Raw genomic sequence first — 17,038 nt, 5'->3', positions numbered from 1 at the left:
AATTACTTCGTGAAAGTCCACTTAGCAGCTGGGGCAACGCCGGCCTTAACGGCAACGACTTGGTTCTTGCTGTTAACCAGCTTAAAGGTCTTGGCAGAAGTGAAACGCAGGTAGAGCGTTTGCGCAGTCTTGGAACCCTTAGGGGTGTAGTTGATCTTCCAGAACGTTGGGGTCTTAGCATCTACGCTGTACTTGGCGTAAGAAACTAACGTCTTAACCTTTTTACCATTCTTGTAAAGGGTTTGGTTAAAACCAGTCTTTTGGCTGAAGACGATCTTTTGAGAATACTTGTTAGCCGTGTTGGACTTCCAAGTACCAGTAGGCGTCTTCACACCGTAGTTGGCAACCTTCTTGGTAGAAGTCGTCGTGGTCTTCTTGGCCGTGGTCGTCTTCTTGGTTGACGTGGTCTTCTTAGTAGAAGTCGTCTTCGTGGTCGTTGCAGCCTTAGTCGCAGCGGCTTGGACGCGGATGATCCGGTAGAAGGAAGTCTTCGTCTTAGGGTTCGTGGCGTAAACGTAAACGTTCGCGTTCTTCTTCAACTTCTTGGACAACTTGATGCTGTACTTACCAGTCGTCTTAGAAGCAGTCCCACTAGCCAAGTTCTTCTTAGCGTTCTTGGTCGCCTTAACAGTAACCTTAGAACCCTTCGTAGCAGTCCCCGAAACTTTAGCGGATGACGTGTAAACAGCGTTAACGCTCAAGCTAGGACCAACATGCGTCGTTGCGGCGTGAGCAGTCGTTGGTGTCACAGCGGCAGCGGGTGCAACGGCTCCCAGAGTAGCTAAGGTAACCAGTCCGGTCATAGCAACCATAAATTTTTTCATTATATCCTGACCCCTATTCTACCGGCATTCTCGCGCCGGTATTTAATTTTTTAACCGACTAGTAGTATAACAGATTTTATGGTAAAAAGGTCTAAAATCGAACAGGAGTTTAGACTTTTTTAACGACCCTTAAAATTAACTTGATTCACCATTTTCCCGAGACGAAATATTTGCGATTGCATTGGTAAAAGACTAACTTATTGTGCATGAACATATTCTGACTATTGAGGTGGAATTCTAATGGAAAAAACATTTAAATTTGACGACGAGTTAACCGTTAATCGCTTAGGTTACGGCACCATGCAGCTGACCGGTGACGGTGTCTGGGGCCCCGTGGCGGATCCCGATAACGCGGTCAAGGTCATTGAAACGGCTATTGATCATGGCGTGAACTTCATTGATACCGCCGATGCTTACGGTCCCTTCTACGCCAACCTGTACTTACGGCAGGCCCTACAAAACCGGCCCGACAGCCACGTGATGGTTGCCACCAAGGTTGGCCAAACCCGGCAAGGCCCGAACCTGTGGACCCCCACCGGCGTGCCAGCCTACCTACGTCAGCAGGTCGAACTGAACCTGTTTACCCTGGGCCTCGACCATCTTGATTTACTCCAATTGCACCGCATCGACCCCAACGTGCCATTGGCCGACCAAATTGGGGAGCTGAAGGCCTTACAGGACGAGGGCAAGATCAAACACATTGGCTTGAGCCAAGTCTCCGTCGACCAACTCAAGGCAGCCGAAAAGATTGCGCCAATCGCTTCCGTTCAAAACATGTACAACCTCAGTAACCGCCAGGATGAAGACGTGCTGAACTACGCGGACGCCCACCACATTGCTTTCATCCCGTGGTTCCCGTTAGCGACTGGCCAACTCATCGACAACCCCACGCTGACCACCATCGCGCAGACCTACGACGCGTCACCCGCTCAGATTGCCTTAGCCTGGCTGTTAAAGCGCTCGGACGTTATCTTACCCATTCCTGGAACCAAGTCCAGTGAACACGAATTACAAAACATTCACGGCCAAGACATTGACCTGAGCCAAGCCGACTTTGACGCTTTGAAGGCGTTGGCTGACTAAGTGTTAACTTCAAAAAGACAGGCACCGCTAGGACTATCCTCGAGATAGCGTTAGCGGTGCCTGTCTTCATTTTTATAATCACTACCTATTTAGCGGCTAAATCTTTCGCCCGGTAATAGGTCCGCGCAAAATCGACCAGGGCTTGCATCGACATGACCCGAGCCAAGTGACCGTCACCAATGGGTTCTTCGTGAACGGCGGCTGGCTGGGCGGCCATGAATGCGGCACCCATTTCATTGAAATCATCGTAGGGTTCCAGCGGTGCCATGGCAAAGGAGACCCACTGCGGTTTGCCGTCGACGCTGATGGGCGCCCGCTCCAGATGGGTTGGCCGGCCAATCGTGGAATCCGCCAGGTGAATCGCCGTGGCATTCTCAAATGGCGTCCCTAGGCACACGACCTTGGCGTCCAGGTCATAGAGTTTCTGGAGGGGCCCCAACTCACCAAACGGCACGTCCAGGGTCGGCGTCTCACAGATCTTCTCGGCATCACGACCCCAGGCGGTCATCGAACAGGTTGGGTGATTGCTCCGCTGGGTATCCGGTAACGTCCGAAAGTATTCCGGCGTTAGGCCAATCATGTGACAGGGCGTTCGTTCCCGGTCAAAGGCTGGCATGCCGGCAATGACCTTGGCCTGCAGGTCGTCACGGACGGGCGGATTTTCCCAATCGACCGGATCAGACCAATCCGCTGACTGCGCTGGCATGGCAATATTGCCGTCCCACAGCGTCGCTTTTAATGTGGTCACCAACGTCTGCTCCCCACCCGGAATAAACCCAAAGGCACTGAGCGCCGTGTGAACCAGACAGGTGTCCGTGGACTCGAGCCCTAGCTTCATAAATAACTGGCGCAGGTTGTCCGCTGTGGTTACCGTCTGGATTTCTCGTTGATTCCAACTCATGGCAATCCCTCTTTTCTAATGGATTCAGTGTACCATGATTTCACCGCAAAATTTTTCACAAATTCGCGTCGTCTCACGTTACTATCGACCCCGTTTCTGATAGACTACAAGTGGCAGCGATTTCACAAAAGAGCTAAGCGAAAGTCGCTTCCATGCTAATTCACCGTAAATATTATCGTTTTCATGAAAACGTAAAATTGATGAAAACGTTGATTATACGCAATTGCAACCGGTTGTCCAAATTTTAAATTCTTGCTTTAAAAAGGTCGCGTTTCATGGCAAAGAAGCGTATAATACATTTTTGAAGTGGTCTAGACATCGTTTAGATCATTGCGGACCCGGGGCGGCATTGCTCACCGCTCACGGATAGCCGACAGCATTGCTAACTGTTTCTCATATTTATTGTAGATACGACTCATATAACGAACTTACACTTAAGGAGTGACAATCTCGTGGCAACTGAACGCACAGCTTTATTCATGTTCTTCGGGGCTACCGGTGACTTAGCTTACCGGAAACTTTACCCTAGTCTGTTTAACCTTTACAAAAAAGGTAGTTTACGGACACACTTCGCCGTTATCGGGACTTCCCGTCAAACGCTTGACGATGACAAATTCCGTGCCGCAGTTAAGAAGTCTTTAGCTGACAGCGGTAACCGCGCCGACTCAAAAGAAGCCAGCGACTTTATTTCTCATTTCTACTACCAAGCTCACGACGTTACCGACACAGCGCACTACTCCGTCTTGAAGGACGCTGCTGAAAAGCTGGACAAGAAGTACAAGTTACAAGGTAACCGGATCTTCTATCTGTCCATGGCCCCACAATTCTTCGGCACGATTGCCAAAGACTTAAAGGCACAAGGCTTGATGTCCACCAACAAAGACGCCTTCAACCGTTTGGTTATTGAAAAGCCATTTGGCCGCGACTTTGACTCCGCTAAGCAATTAAACGATGCCTTAAGTAACTCCTTCAAGGAAGAACAAATCTTCCGGATCGACCACTACTTAGGTAAGGAAATGATCCAAAACATTGAAGCTTTGCGTTTTGGGAACACGCTGGTTGAATCCCTGTGGAACAACCGGTACATTGACAACATCCAAGTGACCCTTTCTGAAAAGTTGGGTGTTGAAGAACGGGCTTCTTACTACGATAACAGTGGGGCTTTACGTGACATGGTCCAAAACCATATCATGCAAATTGTTTCCCTGTTAGCCATGGAACAGCCTGTTGCCTTCACGGACGTTGATATCCGGGCTGAAAAGGTCAAAGCTTTACGGAGCCTGCGCGTGTACAACGTCGCTGACGCCGCAACCAACTTTGTCCGTGGCCAATACGGCTCCGTTGACAACCAACCAGACTACCGTCATGAAGACAATGTTCCAGCTGATTCTACGACTGAAACCTTCGTTGCCGGCAAGCTGTTGTTCGACAACTACCGTTGGTCCGGTACCCCATTCTACGTGCGGACTGGTAAGATGTTGGCTGACAAGTTCACCCGAGTTGACGTGGTCTTCAAGCGTCCACTGGTTGATATCTTTGCCTTCCCACAATCTCAAAACACGCCATTGGCTGCCAACGTTTTGACGATCTTCGTTGAACCACACGCAGGGTTCTCTCTGCAATTGAACGCCAAGACCAACGACGCTGGCTTCTCAACGGAACCAATCAAGTTGGACTACTTGGTTGACGCTGAAAAGTCTAAGGAAACGCCAGAACCTTACGAACGTCTGTTACACGACGTCTTGAAGGGTGACGGGACTAACTTCTCAAGTTGGCCAGAAGTTTCCTACGCTTGGAAGTTCGTGGATCAAATCCGTCGTGTTTGGGACTTACAAGCACCTAACTTCCCTAACTACACGCCACATTCAATGGGACCAGCCGCTGCTGAAGAATTAATTCAACGCGACCACCGTGAATGGGTCTACCGTTTAAACAACTAATTTATAATTAAGCAAAAGCGCCGACTGCCAGGAAACTGGTAATCAGCGCTTTTTTGTTGTAGACGATACGTTTTACAAATCTAGAATGCCCAAGCCCTTAAACTCTGCGTAACCATCGTCGGCCATGACTACACTCCCGTTAATGGCGGCGGCTTCCGGCAATTTTGGCCTTAGATTCCCGCCTTTGTCATCTGGATATGGGGCGTCCCATTGAAATTAAATACGGCACCCGTCGCGGTGTAGCCAAACTTCTCGTAGAAATGCTGTTTATCAATCTGAGCCTCAATGCTGATGGGCTGTAGCGCAAAGTTAGCGTGCAGGTCCGCTTCGATGTGGTCGACCAGTTGCCGACCTAGTCCCGTCCCCCGACGCTCTGGAATCGTAAGGACCCGGCCGAACGTGACGTGGTCATCCTCCTCAAAGACCCGCGCGTAAGCGACCAATTGCTTCCCGTCATACCCCAGCACGTGGTGGGCTACCAGATCAATATCGTCGATTTCCTGATAGACCCGATCTTGCGCGATAACAAATGTACGAATACGTTCATATGCAATATTGTATAAATCAGTCGTCGACAGTTCATTAAACCATTTAGTTTGCCATTCCAAGTCAATTATCTTCTCTCTGTGTTATACTATTTTTGACTAGTATCGGTTATTTTAATTGCAAATGCAACTATAAAAGGAGAAAATATGGCAAATTCTTTTCGTAGTATCGGCTTAATTGCCCGTGTAACAGCCACCATGGGAAATCAACTTTTTCAAGCCGATGACCTCGCTAACAATCAATTCATTTATCTTCTACGGATCACGGAACAACCCGGAATCACCCAGACTGAGTTGGCTAACCAACTTCACGTTGACCCCTCCACTTGCCTACGAACCGTGCGCAAACTTATCACGAGTGGCTACGTCAGTCGTGAGACCGATGACGCCAATAAGAAACGCCGCCCCTTAGTCGCAACGACTAAGGGCATGGCAATGGCACCCGCGCTGGAAGCCTATGAGCAACACGTCCTGGCCATCGGCACCGCTGGTTTATCTACCGGTGAGGCCGCCCTGCTCGAAGAATTGCTGGCCAAGGTTGCGACAAACATGCGTGATTTCCAAGAAAAGCGGTCCTAAACCGCGTGCCGTTACCATTTTACGTGACCGTTTTGAAACCTGAGTGATTTTTTCACCCATTTCCAGTCAAATCAGTTTCCTTTCAAATTGTTCAATGCTACACTAGCTGGTGGAAAGTCGTTACTAATTTTGAGACAAAAAGGAAGGTTACTAATGGCAGATCAAAAAGCAAATATTGGTGTTGTTGGTATGGCAGTCATGGGCAAGAACTTAGCCCTGAACATCGAAAGTCGCGGGTACACGGTCGGAATCTTTAACCGTTCCGCAAACAAGACTGAACAAGTCATGAAGGACCACAGCGAAAAGAAACTGGTTCCAAGTTACACGGTTGAAGACTTTGTTAAATCTTTGGAAACGCCACGGCGGATTCTCTTGATGGTTAAGGCTGGAAAGCCAACTGACGCCGTTATCCACGAACTGTTGCCATTGCTTGATAAGGGTGACGTGCTGATCGATGGTGGGAACACGAACTTCCATGACACCATGGCACGGAACGCTGAGCTGGACAAGTCTGGCATCAACTTCATTGGTATGGGTGTTTCCGGTGGTGAATTAGGGGCCTTACAAGGACCTTCACTGATGCCCGGTGGCCAAAAGGAAGCTTATGATCTCGTTGAACCTATCTTAACTAAAATTGCGGCTAAGGCGCCTCAAGACGGCAAGCCTTGTGTCACTTACATTGGGCCTAATGGTGCCGGCCACTACGTTAAGATGGTCCACAACGGTATCGAATACGGTGATGAAGAGCTGATCGACGAAAGCTACAACATCATGCGTAACGTTGCCGGAATCTCCGTTGACGACATGGCTGACATCTTTAAGGAATGGAACAAGGGTGAACTCGATAGCTACTTGGTCGAAATTACTGCTGACATCCTGTCCCGCAAGGATGACTTAGGCGACGACAAGAACTTGCCAATCGTTGATGCCATCAAGGACCGTGGGAACAACAAAGGGACTGGTAAGTGGAGTTCCGAAGATGCCCTTGATGTTCAAGTCCCACAATCCGTGATTACTGAAGCCGTTTATGCCCGTTACATTTCCATGTTGAAGGACGAACGGGTCAAGGCTTCTAAGGAATTGCCAGCTGCAGCTAAGCAAGGCAAGGCCGAAATCGCTGACAAGGACAAGTTCGTTGAAGAAGTTCGTCAAGCCCTCTTCTTTGGTAAGCTGATGAGTTACGCCCAAGGCTTTGAACAACTGCGGTTCGCTTCCGAAGCTAACGATTGGGACCTGAAGTTTGGTGAATTAGCACAGATTTGGCGTGGCGGTTGCATTATCCGGGCCCAATTCCTGCAAAACATCACCGACGCCTTCGACAAGGATCCTAAGTTGACTAACCTGCTGTTCGATAGCTACTTCAAGGATATCGCTGGTAAGTATCAACAATCCATCCGTGACGTGGTTGCCATGGCTGTTCAAGCCGGCATCCCCGTTCCAAGTCTGTCCGCTGCTATCACTTACTACGATAGCTTCCGTGCAGAAGTTCTGCCTGCTAACTTGTTACAAGCACAACGGGATTACTTCGGTGCCCACACCTACGAACGGAACGACCGCGATGGGAACTTCCATTACAGTTGGTACGAAGAACAATAAGCTTAATTTTAAATTGATTTTGAAGACTCACGGTCGTTTTGGCCGTGAGTTTTTTATTTAGGCAGAAACGGCGTCATATCAACGTTGCAGAGAACCTTTGCTAGACACTTCTCCCCACCTATGCCTATACTAGACCCATCAGTTAGAGGAGGCACCACCATGGAATTTGGGGAAAGAATTAAGCGTACACGGCAACACCAAGATTTAACACAGGAAACTGTCGCGAAGAATTTACACGTCACGCGACAAACCATTTCCAGTTGGGAACGCGGAAAGAGCTATCCCGACATCGATAGTTTGATTCAATTAAGCGATTACTTTCAGATTTCCTTAGATACGCTACTCAAGAACGATACCGGGCTAACCGATACACTACGGAAACCTGTCGTACTTCAATCGATTAAACCCGTCATTAAAACACTCACCATCGTCGATATTCTCTTTTTGATTGGCCTGAGCTTTTCGCACCAGACCTTTATTAGCCAGGACCTATTCTACCTAATGGGCATGATCAACATCTTGGCGTTAAATCAATTAACGGTCTTCGCAAATAGTTTAGATAACGTTAACCCGTATGTCGCATGGACGAAACGGCGGCCATGGATTTTACTGGTTACCCTTGGTAGCGCAGTGGCCGCACTGATTCTAAAATTCACCGGCAACGTCCCACTCGCTGGCGACTTCACCTTCCTCGCAACCATTACGGCAATTATCCTAGTTTCTGCCGAATTTTCCTTTTGGCATAAGCGTGCCGGCGCCAATCAACTTGATCAACTACCTTAATTTACTCACAGACGGCCAGGGCTAACATTGTCCTGACCGTTTTTTGGCCATCCCCCAAACAAACTTCAGTCAAAGATGCCAATCGATTGCAGATACTGCCGACTGATTTTCGTATACTTGATAACCGGATGCTTCCCGTGTAAACGTTCGTGGACCGCCAAAGGATGATCGTTAAATCCCTTGGTGCTGCCCAGCCCTTGGAAGAACAGCGTTTTCTGGCCCTTCAGCGCATATCGACCGGTGGCATACAGTTTGCCATCTGCCGTCGACAGCAGCGCATGCAACTGCCAATGATTGCGGTTGATTTGGTACAGCGTATTAGTCTTATTGGCACGTAACTTTGTAGCAATTGGATTCCCCGGATTCAGATTCGCCCCGCTGAACGTTTGCAAGCCTAATTTCATGGTCTTGCGAGAAATCACACTACCGTCAATATGGTTGGCAGTCACGTGTAAATAAACCAGGTCACTAGCATGGCGATGGGTCGTTTTGGTGCCATAGGTATACCAGTAGCCACGTAAGGCCTTGGGCGTGCTAGCTAGTTGCCGGTGCGCCGCGTGAACCGGCGCTGTGAATAACTGCATCCAAATTGTCGCCAACATTAAACTTAAAATAATTCCCATCACTTGCTTTGATCGACCGTTCGCCATCCGCTTCGCCCCCGATACTATTTTCTAAAGTATCGCTGACACACCTTGAATTGTCAATCAAGAACTGCAAAAGAATGGTTATGACGACGGTTCCATAAGCACCCTCATCTTCGGAACTATGACTAGGTGAATGGTTTTAGTCACCCAGTCCCCCATCATTAAAATGGCTGTGCCCGAACACTACCATGACTATTAATCCTTAGCCCACTGTTTTTACTGTCATGACCCTAACCGATTTATTTTTGTCACCCGCCCGGTTATGGCCACCTATACTGAGACTAAACCAAGTTAGGAGTGATTATCATGAAAGCCCTCGCGCACTTGTCCCCAAAATCTGGGTCTATTTCCTTAATAGCATCCCCTCGTCGCTACTTCATTCTGTACCTACAGGCCCTGCCTATCTGGCTCATTCTCATCCTACTAAACTGCCAGTTTACCTTAAGCAAGTTCAACTTTACTTGGAACCTAACCTCGTGGTACCTCACCCTCTGTTACGTCACCTTCCCACTGGTGGCCGTCCTACTGTCACACCTCCGTGCTAGCTGGCCCCGTCATCCTCACCCCATGACCCAGGCACCAACGCCATGGGCTAGCATTTACGCGGCTGGTCTGCCCCTAATGCCCTTGCGCGATTACACGGTCCCGCACGAGCACTGGCTGCCAAAGTTATTAAGCAATTTGGGTAAGTTTATCTTCGCCCCACTGATTCTGCTAGCCTACGGATTATGGCGCACTTTCAGCTAAAAAACTGCCACCTAGGTCGATGCCCGGGTGGCATTTTTCAGGTTCATTTTTATTTCCGAAATACTAAGTCTTGCGCATTCCCTTTTTCAGTCGTGTCTAATGCGGGTTCAAACCCAATATGGGCGCCCCCGGCATCCATCCCCGCCAAGAAATCAAAGTATGGTGAGGCGATCCCTAGCTCGTCCAAATCAGCGAGTGGTAAGGTGTAGCGAATGCTGTCCTCGGCCCCAGCTTCGACCTTCTCGACCCAATGCGGCTCGCGAATACTTTCCCGGCCAATCGCAACGAAGTCAATGCCGGCTTCCATCACCCGTTCGGCATCGACAGGCGTCTTGACGTTTCCCACAGAAATCAATGGCGTCTCCTGAGTCACATCTTGGATCTGGTCGATCAGCGGCGTCTTGTCCGTCCGATCATTGATCGATGGCCGCCAAACATTTCCCATCGAAACGTGGAGGTAGTCCAAACCCAGAGTGTCTAGCTTTTGAACCAATTTCAACGTATCCGCCATCCGAATCCCAGGTTCCTCAATTTCTTCCGGTGAGAAGCGGTAGCCGACGGCAAATGGCCGGTCCGAATAGGTGGCAACGGCTTTCTGCACCTCGGCTACAACACGCAATGGGAAGGTCATCCGCTTTTCAACAGAGCCACCCCACTTGTCGGTCCGCCGGTTGCTGTGAGGAGAGAAGAATTGTTGAATCAGGTAGGTGTTGGCACCATGGATTTCCACACCGTCAAACCCGGCCTGAATGGCCCGCCGTGTCGCTTCACCAAAGTCAGTGATCGTTTGCTCAATCTCGGCATCCGTCAGTTCGGCTGGTGTCTCCATCCCCGGACGTGGCGCGGCAACGGCGCTAGCAGAAACCGGTTGTTGCCCCCGTAAGATGGCAGAACTGGACATCCGACCGGCACTAAAGATTTGCAAAATAGCCTTGGTCCCGTTCTGTTGGATGGTCGTTGCTAACTTCGTCAGGCCCGGAATGAACCGGTCTTCGGCAGCGGACAGCTCGCCCTCAAAGCCTTTACCACGAGCATTAACGTAGGCCACCGGGGTGATAAACAGGCCGACACCCCCAGCATGAATCGCGGCATACCGCAGTTCATCCCGTGAAATTTCACCATTTGCCAAAGACATGCACTCCGTCATTGGTGGTAAAACGACCCGATTTTTCACGGTCACGCCGGACTTTAACGTTGCTGGTTCCAAAAATTGATATTGACTCATTTGAACCCCTCCTAAGTTAGTCACAGGAACTTTACTTGTCTACTGTAACAGAATCGCTTATTATTAGTAACGAACGATTTGTGAAATTTGTTCATATTTGAACAAAAGTCCCCAGTTGTCTACTTATTGGAAGGAGCGCGACCTATGGATATTCGCCATCAACTCTTACACGCCGTCTATACACTGGCCCAACGGCAGGCCATTAAAGACATGACCGTCAATGATATTCTCACGGAAGCCGGGGTCAGTCGCGGGTCATTTTACAAATATTTCGCTGACAAATATGACGTCGTCAATAGCTACTACGAAGAGGCCATGACCGACATTTTCAAGGACTGTGACGCCTTTACCTGGCAGGGCATTTTCACTAAGATGACGGTTTACCTGGAAAAACACCGCGTCTTCTTTCGCACTGCCTTCCAGAGCGAGGGGCAAAACGCCTTCACCCAGTTCTTCCGCGACTACCTAAATCAAAAGTTTGCGGCCATCATCACGACCCACAGTGACCACCAGGCGCTCTCAACTGACGAACGCAAGGCCGTGCGGTTCTTCGTCGACGGCTTCGTCACCTACACGCGTCAGTGGGTTCTGAGCGACACGCCCCAATCCGCCACTGATTTAGGCTATGAACTGCACTTGTTTATGCCTGAGATTCTATGCCGCATTCGCCTGGATCTGCCCGTCACCAACCCGACCTTTTAAGCACAAAAACCGCCTGAGGACCAACTCCCCAGACGGTTTTTTAATTGCTCTATTGACGCGTGTGGCCACCAGCCGTGGTCCCCGCTAAACGATCTTCAAGTGCCATTTGAATTGCGTGGAGGTTTTCCCAGTGGTCAATTTCAGTGGCGAGGCCTGCTTGCCATTGCGCTTTTTCGCGACTCTTGGCAATGAACCGGTCCCAGTCCATATCGGCCGTGGTCCGGTCCTTTGTCTGCCGCCATTTCGCCCATTCATCAAGGTGGTGCGCTAACTCCAGAGCTTCTGGCGCGTCTAACACTAAGTTCTCAGTCATAACCGTCCCCTCCTTAGCAAATGTTCAGTCGACTACTCTCTATTTCTGTCTTCATTTTAACAAGAATCACTAACGAACGCGACCATTATGCTCACAACTGGTCAATCACCTGATCAATCGGTTGGTCACCTTGCAATAACGGCACAGTTTTGCCGATTGTCTGGGGCGCATGCAACGCCGCCACTAAGAAGGCAGCAACGTCTTCTCGGGGCACACTGCCAACTGCCAACGGGTCGCTTTTAACCTTGCCAGTCCCCGGATGAAAGGACAGCGCACCCGGCTGCACGATGGTGTAAGCCAGATGTGTCTGGTGAACTAGCCAGTTGTCGGCATAAAATTTCGCCACGTACAACGGCTTCAACGGATCGGCCCAGCGGTTGCGGTCCTCGGCAAATAACATGCTGATCATCAAGAAGCGGTGGACGCCAGCAATTTCAGCAGCCTGCATGGTCTTCACGGCGCCGTCCAGGTCAATCAGCAGCGTCATATCGTCCCTGGTACGCCCACCAGAGCCCGCGGCGAAGATGATGGCCTCGGCATCCATGAACGTGCTAGCAATCCGCTCAGGCTTCTCTAGGAGGTCTAGCCGGCGCACAGCGACACCCTGGTCTTCCCAGTCCTCGCCATCTTCATCCGGCCGCAATCCGGCAATTGGTTCATCCCCCTTGGCCAACAGCTGCGCCACTAATAGCCGACCCACGTGGCCGTTTGCCCCAACGATCATTACCCGCATCAGTTCTCAAGCTCCCTTCCAAACTTTCCATAGTCATTATACACTACGCGTTAATCGAGCTTAACCGGCGTAACCCGTCCTTTCAGTCCAAAGTACTGTCTACTTAATTATGACGCCTGTAAGGCCAAGACCCTATTTGCTTAACACATTCCCACACTATAGAAGTTATTGACAACTGAAATTTTTTGACCAGTCTGCTTTACCCCACTAGCCCCCATGCTATAATGAAGGAAGGGCACCGACCGACTTTGACCGATACTCGCTTTGACACACACATTTTGAGGAGGTCTCAAATTTTGCAAAATCCAGATTTGACCATCACTGACTTGGACGAAAATGCCCAAAACACTGCTCTAACTGATTTTGTCCACTTTTATTTACGGCACTACCGAACCAATGATTTGGAAATCTTGGCTTCGTTTAAGGTTGATTACGCCATGAACGATATCAACATGTACATTTACAGCAACCTGAACTTCAGCCCCGACCAACTGGCCGCTGGGGTTCTGGCTAACAAGCGCGACCTATTCTTAACCATTTTGAAGACGGTCAACCTGCCTTACACGGCAAGCGGCGCGCTCAAAGATTTAACTTGGGACGGCTGGTACGCACAACAGTACGCTGGCATCGCCGAAGGTAAATAAACAAGCAGGCAATGAGGGGCAGGCAGCTGCCTTTTTTGCGCGCTAAAAGGCGTGTCCGGATTATTCTGGACGCGCCTTTACTGATTTAAAAATTAAATTTTACCAACCAGGTCTGTCCCCGGCTTCAGCGTTTCTTCGCCCGGATGCCAATTGGCTGGGCAAACGCGGTCGCCGTGCTCTGCAACAAACTGCGCCGCGGTCAACGTCCGCAGAATCTCTTCCGCATTGCGGCCGATGCCCATATCGTTGATGGTGTATGAACGTACCTTGCCGGCAGGGTCCAGGATAAAGACGCCCCGGTAGGCCTGCCCCGCATCCTCATCCAGCACATCATAGTGCCGCGCCAGCACCCCGGCTGGGTCGGCAATCATCGGATAAGCCACGTGGCCAACCTCATCGCTCTGCTCGTGCCAGGCTTGATGCACGAACTCAGTGTCTTCAGAAATACTGTAGATCTCCGCATTCTGTTTCTGAAACGCCGCATAGTGCGCTGCCAGGTCGCCGAGTTCCGTGGGACAAACAAAAGAAAAGTCGGCTGGATAGAAGAACAACACAGACCAGTGGCCCAGTAAGTCGGTGGGCGTCAAAGACTGTACCTCGCCGTCTTGATAAGCATTGACTTGAAAATCGGGTAACGCAGAACCAATATAATTCATGACTTAAAACTCCCCTCATTCAATTGATAACTTCTAACACACCCCTAGCATACGCGGTTTCCACCACAAAATCAAGAATCGTTCTAAACTAGAGAAATACCAGACATCCGCCTATTATAAAGGTTTTAATAGTTAGTTATTATAATTATTATTCGCTAGGGATTACGCATTTTTCTTGCATTGTGGGCTGAAAGCAGATATACTAAGTACATAGATAAATTAGAAGCTGTTAGGTGAGGCTCCTATACGGAAAATGCTACTGCTCAGAAACGTCGAGAAACGCCAATGAGTCAGCTGTTCAGGTCAATTCAAGGCCTGATCTAATGTAGCTGTTATGAAATTAACTACGCCGTATAGTGCTAAAACTCAACGACTAGCCAAAATCACACATGTTTTTATTGTGCGCTTAGCTAGTCGTGGCTAAGCGCTTTTAATTTGTCGCAGTTGTCACTGTCGACTTACTACAGGAGGTGATTGAACATGACAACGCAACTTTTAGATGATCCCGGAGCGTGTTATTACTCGCCGGTGGGAAAGTTACAGTCTGTTCAAGCCTCTTGGTTGACGCTTTGAGGAGGACAAACCTCTAGCTTTCCCTATCCCGGACCCCGTAGCTTGATGCGGAGGTTCGACTAGTAGACTTTAAACGGAAACGACTGGCCACTTTATTTCAGACGCTGTCGGTGTTGCAACCGACCGTAACTCGTCTGAACTTCCCGAACTCGTTCGTGTGCCAGCCGGGTTCCACCCACTTAATGGATAACGCAAGCTAGAGTTACCAGTCTTTCTCGGCAACTATGTCACCATAATGCATTGACGTGCTAGTCGCATAGCGTTACACCACGTAGCGATGCTTCACCGTTGGGGGAACCCAGTGGAGAGGAAAACATTTCGTAACTGACGCCGTTTCAACTAGGTCGGTTTTTAATCTCTAACGGTCGATACGACTAATCAATACCAAACCAATCATAAACTGGTTATTAACGCCATTTGATGGGCCCCATGGGCTGATGGGAATCACCCCGCAAGGTCCCACCGCCATGACGTTGATGAGCTGGTATTACCAAACACGCTTCACTAAAAAGCAGCGAACCAATTCGAAAAACGGATTGGTTCGCTGCTTTTTTATTATTTCGCTTTTGCCGAGTGAAGATGATCCAGATAAGCCTGACTCTTCTCCTCGCTAAATTCATGTTCAGATTTCCCAATGATCACGGTTGCCAGGGAGTTCCCCACCACGTTAACGGCGGTCCGTCCCATATCAACTAACCGGTCGATCCCAGCAATAAAGGTTAACCCACTCATGGGCACCCCAATCGTAGAAACCGTCGCCAGTAAGACCACGAAGGACGCGCCAGGCACCCCAGCCATCCCTTTACTAGTAATCATCAAGACCACCAGCAAGGTAATCTGCTGCCCCAGACTCAGGTGAATATGGTACGCCTGTGCCAGGAAGAGCGCAGCCAATGACTGGTAAATGGCGGATCCATCCAGGTTAAACGTGTACCCGGTGGGAATCACAAAGGACACGATCCCTTGGCTAACCCCGAACTTGTCCATTTTATCGATCAACCGGGGTAAGGTTGCTTCGGAACTCGCCGTTGAGAAGGCCAAGATGGCTTCATCCTTAATGACGTAGAGCAGGTCCCACAACCGGAACCCGAACAACCGGGCCGCCAAGCCCATGAACACGAGAATGAAGACGGCCATGGTCGCGTAGGCTAAGACGATGAAGTACCCCAACGGTGCCAACGCCGACAGCCCCATTTGCGCGATGGTGACCCCAATCAGCGCACAGACCCCGATGGGTGCCGTGTGCATGACCCAGTTCGTCACGCGGAACATCACTTGTGAGACGGCGTCTAAGGCATCAATAATGACCTGTCCCTGCTTGCCAATGGCAGCCGTTCCCAGTCCGAAGAAGACGGAGAAGAAGATGACTGGCATCATGTCCCCTTCAGACAGCGACTTGAAGATATTGGTTGGGATAATCCCCATCAAGGTGGCCCAAATACCGGAGTTTCCGGCCGATTTGGCAGAGGAAACGTACTGACTGATGTCGGTACTATGTAATTGGTGAATATCAATGAAGTCCCCGGGTTTGAAAATGTTCCCAACCAATAACCCTAAGGCAATCGCAATCGTGGTCATGATTTCAAAGTAAATGATGGTCTTCCCACCAATACGGCCCAGTTGCTTGATGTCACCCATGTTGGCGATCCCAACGGTCAGACAGGAAACCACGATTGGCAGAACGATCATTTGAATCAACCCAATAAACATGTTCCCAATGTTTTGCATCGCTGTGATAGCGACCTTGTTCTGATAAAAGACTGCCCCCAGAATAATCCCGAGAATCAGCCCAATCAGAATTTGCCACCCTAGACTCAGGCGGTACTTCCGATACTTCTGCATGCTACTGTCACCTGTTCTCTCTTATGATAGTTTTAGATAATTTAGGTAGTGATTAGTCACAACAGTCATAATGATAGCACAATGCCCGGTCCCGGCAAAGATGGCACACAACTGATTTCAGGCAGGAAAACGCCCACAGTTAGCCTCTAACGCCATTTAGATGTGTCAGCTACCACGGAGACGCTGACAGATTTAACGGCCACCTGAGACCAGCAGGGGGCTGAATTTTCCATTTCTAGTAGCTAGTCCTAACCACTGGCTGTGCTAAGCCGTAGATTTTTGTGAAAATGTCAGTCGCACTGCTAGCAGTGGATGGGTAAAACGTTTATGCAATTTGTATTGGGGATTCATTTCTGACGTGACGGCGGCGCCAGCCACACTGCCGCTGCGGTCATGCGCCAGTCCTCTTTTAATTTTTTGCACAAAAAAAGGAACCCATCACTGGGTTCCTTACGTTTGCGTGGCAACGTCCTATCCTCGCAGGGGGCGATCCCCCAACTACTATCGGCGTGCTAAAGCTTAACTTCCGTGTTCGGCATGGGAACGGGTGTATCCTTTAGGCTATCGCCACCACACTATAAGAGAACTTATTCCCTCAAAACTAGATATCATCAAATTATTTTCTATAGAGAACACCACGTTTTTCAACTTGGTTAAGTCCTCGACCGATTAGTACTGGTCCGCTTCACGTCTCACAACGCTGCC

At 49.6% G+C, this 17,038-nt stretch carries 17 protein-coding genes, 1 rRNA gene and 1 riboswitch; of the genes, 8 read left to right on the top strand and 10 right to left on the bottom strand.

Annotated elements, in window-relative coordinates:
* Positions 1-2 precede the first annotated feature (2 nt).
* Positions 3-824: an Ig-like domain-containing protein gene (locus JUF13_RS11030; protein WP_203639708.1), complete on the bottom strand. Its 822-nt coding sequence runs from the start codon at positions 822-824 to the stop codon at positions 3-5.
* Positions 825-1,064: 240 nt separating this feature from the next.
* On the opposite strand from JUF13_RS11030, the gene JUF13_RS11025 reads away from it, so the two are divergent.
* The gene (locus JUF13_RS11025) at positions 1,065-1,907 is read left to right on the top strand and encodes an aldo/keto reductase (RefSeq protein ID WP_203639707.1); all 843 of its coding nucleotides are present in this window, start codon (positions 1,065-1,067) and stop codon (positions 1,905-1,907) included.
* 85 nt (positions 1,908-1,992) lie between these two features.
* On the opposite strand, the gene JUF13_RS11020 is transcribed toward JUF13_RS11025, so the two are convergent.
* Positions 1,993-2,808, bottom strand: coding sequence for an AAC(3) family N-acetyltransferase (locus JUF13_RS11020; RefSeq protein WP_203639706.1), 816 nt, complete (start codon positions 2,806-2,808; stop codon positions 1,993-1,995).
* A 452-nt stretch (positions 2,809-3,260) separates the two neighbouring features.
* On the opposite strand from JUF13_RS11020, the gene zwf reads away from it, so the two are divergent.
* A complete protein-coding gene (zwf, locus tag JUF13_RS11015; protein WP_203639705.1) occupies positions 3,261-4,748 on the top strand; it encodes a glucose-6-phosphate dehydrogenase in 1,488 nt (495 codons plus the stop codon).
* Positions 4,749-4,918: 170 nt separating this feature from the next.
* On the opposite strand, the gene JUF13_RS11010 is transcribed toward zwf, so the two are convergent.
* On the bottom strand, positions 4,919-5,356 hold the full coding sequence (locus JUF13_RS11010; protein WP_203639704.1) for a GNAT family N-acetyltransferase: 438 nt from the start codon (positions 5,354-5,356) through the stop codon (positions 4,919-4,921).
* A gap of 84 nt (positions 5,357-5,440) precedes the next feature.
* Between JUF13_RS11010 and JUF13_RS11005 the strand changes: the two genes are divergently transcribed.
* The 3 genes from JUF13_RS11005 (at position 5,441) to JUF13_RS10995 (ending at position 8,251) form a co-directional block, all read left to right on the top strand.
* Positions 5,441-5,872 carry a MarR family winged helix-turn-helix transcriptional regulator gene (locus tag JUF13_RS11005; RefSeq protein WP_203639703.1) on the top strand — a complete coding sequence of 144 codons (432 nt, stop codon included), beginning with the start codon at positions 5,441-5,443 and terminating at the stop codon, positions 5,870-5,872.
* Positions 5,873-6,025: 153 nt separating this feature from the next.
* The gene (gene gnd / locus JUF13_RS11000; protein ID WP_125765318.1) at positions 6,026-7,468 is read left to right on the top strand and encodes an NADP-dependent phosphogluconate dehydrogenase; all 1,443 of its coding nucleotides are present in this window, start codon (positions 6,026-6,028) and stop codon (positions 7,466-7,468) included.
* A 159-nt stretch (positions 7,469-7,627) separates the two neighbouring features.
* Entirely contained in the window at positions 7,628-8,251 is a 624-nt protein-coding gene (locus JUF13_RS10995; protein ID WP_203639702.1) for a helix-turn-helix domain-containing protein, read from the top strand.
* Positions 8,252-8,316: 65 nt separating this feature from the next.
* On the opposite strand, the gene JUF13_RS10990 is transcribed toward JUF13_RS10995, so the two are convergent.
* Positions 8,317-8,901 (bottom strand): hypothetical protein, encoded by a 585-nt coding sequence (locus JUF13_RS10990; RefSeq protein ID WP_203639701.1) that lies wholly within the window; start codon positions 8,899-8,901, stop codon positions 8,317-8,319.
* Between the two features lie 303 nt (positions 8,902-9,204).
* On the opposite strand from JUF13_RS10990, the gene JUF13_RS10985 reads away from it, so the two are divergent.
* On the top strand, positions 9,205-9,645 hold the full coding sequence (locus JUF13_RS10985; RefSeq protein ID WP_203639700.1) for a hypothetical protein: 441 nt from the start codon (positions 9,205-9,207) through the stop codon (positions 9,643-9,645).
* 49 nt (positions 9,646-9,694) lie between these two features.
* On the opposite strand, the gene JUF13_RS10980 is transcribed toward JUF13_RS10985, so the two are convergent.
* Positions 9,695-10,870 (bottom strand): NADH-dependent flavin oxidoreductase, encoded by a 1,176-nt coding sequence (locus JUF13_RS10980; RefSeq protein WP_203639699.1) that lies wholly within the window; start codon positions 10,868-10,870, stop codon positions 9,695-9,697.
* Positions 10,871-11,014: 144 nt separating this feature from the next.
* Here JUF13_RS10980 and JUF13_RS10975 point away from each other — a divergent pair, with 144 nt between their 5' ends.
* Positions 11,015-11,572, top strand: a complete 558-nt coding sequence (locus JUF13_RS10975; RefSeq protein WP_203639698.1) for a TetR/AcrR family transcriptional regulator — start codon at positions 11,015-11,017, stop codon at positions 11,570-11,572.
* Between the two features lie 49 nt (positions 11,573-11,621).
* Here JUF13_RS10975 and JUF13_RS10970 read toward each other — a convergent pair whose 3' ends face one another.
* Both JUF13_RS10970 and JUF13_RS10965 read right to left on the bottom strand, forming a co-directional pair.
* Positions 11,622-11,885, bottom strand: a complete 264-nt coding sequence (locus JUF13_RS10970) for a hypothetical protein (RefSeq protein ID WP_125765322.1) — start codon at positions 11,883-11,885, stop codon at positions 11,622-11,624.
* Positions 11,886-11,976: 91 nt separating this feature from the next.
* Entirely contained in the window at positions 11,977-12,618 is a 642-nt protein-coding gene (locus JUF13_RS10965) for an SDR family oxidoreductase (protein WP_203639697.1), read from the bottom strand.
* A gap of 296 nt (positions 12,619-12,914) precedes the next feature.
* Here JUF13_RS10965 and JUF13_RS10960 point away from each other — a divergent pair, with 296 nt between their 5' ends.
* The gene (locus JUF13_RS10960) at positions 12,915-13,262 is read left to right on the top strand and encodes a hypothetical protein (protein ID WP_203639696.1); all 348 of its coding nucleotides are present in this window, start codon (positions 12,915-12,917) and stop codon (positions 13,260-13,262) included.
* 92 nt (positions 13,263-13,354) lie between these two features.
* Here the strand turns inward: JUF13_RS10960 and JUF13_RS10955 are convergent, their stop codons facing one another.
* The 3 genes from JUF13_RS10955 to rrf all read right to left on the bottom strand — a co-directional run bounded on the left by JUF13_RS10955 (position 13,355) and on the right by rrf (position 16,908).
* Positions 13,355-13,918: a peroxiredoxin gene (locus JUF13_RS10955; protein WP_203639695.1), complete on the bottom strand. Its 564-nt coding sequence runs from the start codon at positions 13,916-13,918 to the stop codon at positions 13,355-13,357.
* Between the two features lie 218 nt (positions 13,919-14,136).
* A riboswitch (M-box (ykoK) riboswitch) is annotated at positions 14,137-14,303 on the top strand.
* A 743-nt stretch (positions 14,304-15,046) separates the two neighbouring features.
* Positions 15,047-16,333: a cation:dicarboxylate symporter family transporter gene (locus tag JUF13_RS10950; protein WP_203639694.1), complete on the bottom strand. Its 1,287-nt coding sequence runs from the start codon at positions 16,331-16,333 to the stop codon at positions 15,047-15,049.
* Between the two features lie 458 nt (positions 16,334-16,791).
* Positions 16,792-16,908: ribosomal RNA gene (rrf, locus tag JUF13_RS10945) — 5S ribosomal RNA — on the bottom strand.
* Between the last annotated feature and the right edge of the window lie 130 nt (positions 16,909-17,038).

It is taken from the genome of Levilactobacillus wangkuiensis, from assembly GCF_016861605.1.
GTDB lineage: Bacteria > Bacillota > Bacilli > Lactobacillales > Lactobacillaceae > Levilactobacillus > Levilactobacillus wangkuiensis.
This window is presented reverse-complemented; position numbering and strand designations above follow the sequence as displayed.

Excerpts from the sequence above, each read along its gene's own strand:
- JUF13_RS10950 (WP_203639694.1), bottom strand. The coding sequence starts at position 16,333 with ATGCAGAAGTATCGGAAGTACCGCCTGAGTCTAGGGTGGCAAATTCTG.
- JUF13_RS10985 (WP_203639700.1), top strand. The coding sequence starts at position 9,205 with ATGAAAGCCCTCGCGCACTTGTCCCCAAAATCTGGGTCTATTTCCTTA.
- JUF13_RS10955 (WP_203639695.1), bottom strand. The coding sequence starts at position 13,918 with ATGAATTATATTGGTTCTGCGTTACCCGATTTTCAAGTCAATGCTTAT.
- JUF13_RS10965 (WP_203639697.1), bottom strand. The coding sequence starts at position 12,618 with ATGCGGGTAATGATCGTTGGGGCAAACGGCCACGTGGGTCGGCTATTA.
- JUF13_RS11020 (WP_203639706.1), bottom strand. The coding sequence starts at position 2,808 with ATGAGTTGGAATCAACGAGAAATCCAGACGGTAACCACAGCGGACAAC.
- JUF13_RS10990 (WP_203639701.1), bottom strand. The coding sequence starts at position 8,901 with ATGGCGAACGGTCGATCAAAGCAAGTGATGGGAATTATTTTAAGTTTA.
- gnd (WP_125765318.1), top strand. The coding sequence starts at position 6,026 with ATGGCAGATCAAAAAGCAAATATTGGTGTTGTTGGTATGGCAGTCATG.
- JUF13_RS10975 (WP_203639698.1), top strand. The coding sequence starts at position 11,015 with ATGGATATTCGCCATCAACTCTTACACGCCGTCTATACACTGGCCCAA.
- JUF13_RS10995 (WP_203639702.1), top strand. The coding sequence starts at position 7,628 with ATGGAATTTGGGGAAAGAATTAAGCGTACACGGCAACACCAAGATTTA.
- JUF13_RS10980 (WP_203639699.1), bottom strand. The coding sequence starts at position 10,870 with ATGAGTCAATATCAATTTTTGGAACCAGCAACGTTAAAGTCCGGCGTG.
- JUF13_RS10970 (WP_125765322.1), bottom strand. The coding sequence starts at position 11,885 with ATGACTGAGAACTTAGTGTTAGACGCGCCAGAAGCTCTGGAGTTAGCG.
- JUF13_RS11030 (WP_203639708.1), bottom strand. The coding sequence starts at position 824 with ATGAAAAAATTTATGGTTGCTATGACCGGACTGGTTACCTTAGCTACT.
- JUF13_RS11025 (WP_203639707.1), top strand. The coding sequence starts at position 1,065 with ATGGAAAAAACATTTAAATTTGACGACGAGTTAACCGTTAATCGCTTA.
- JUF13_RS11005 (WP_203639703.1), top strand. The coding sequence starts at position 5,441 with ATGGCAAATTCTTTTCGTAGTATCGGCTTAATTGCCCGTGTAACAGCC.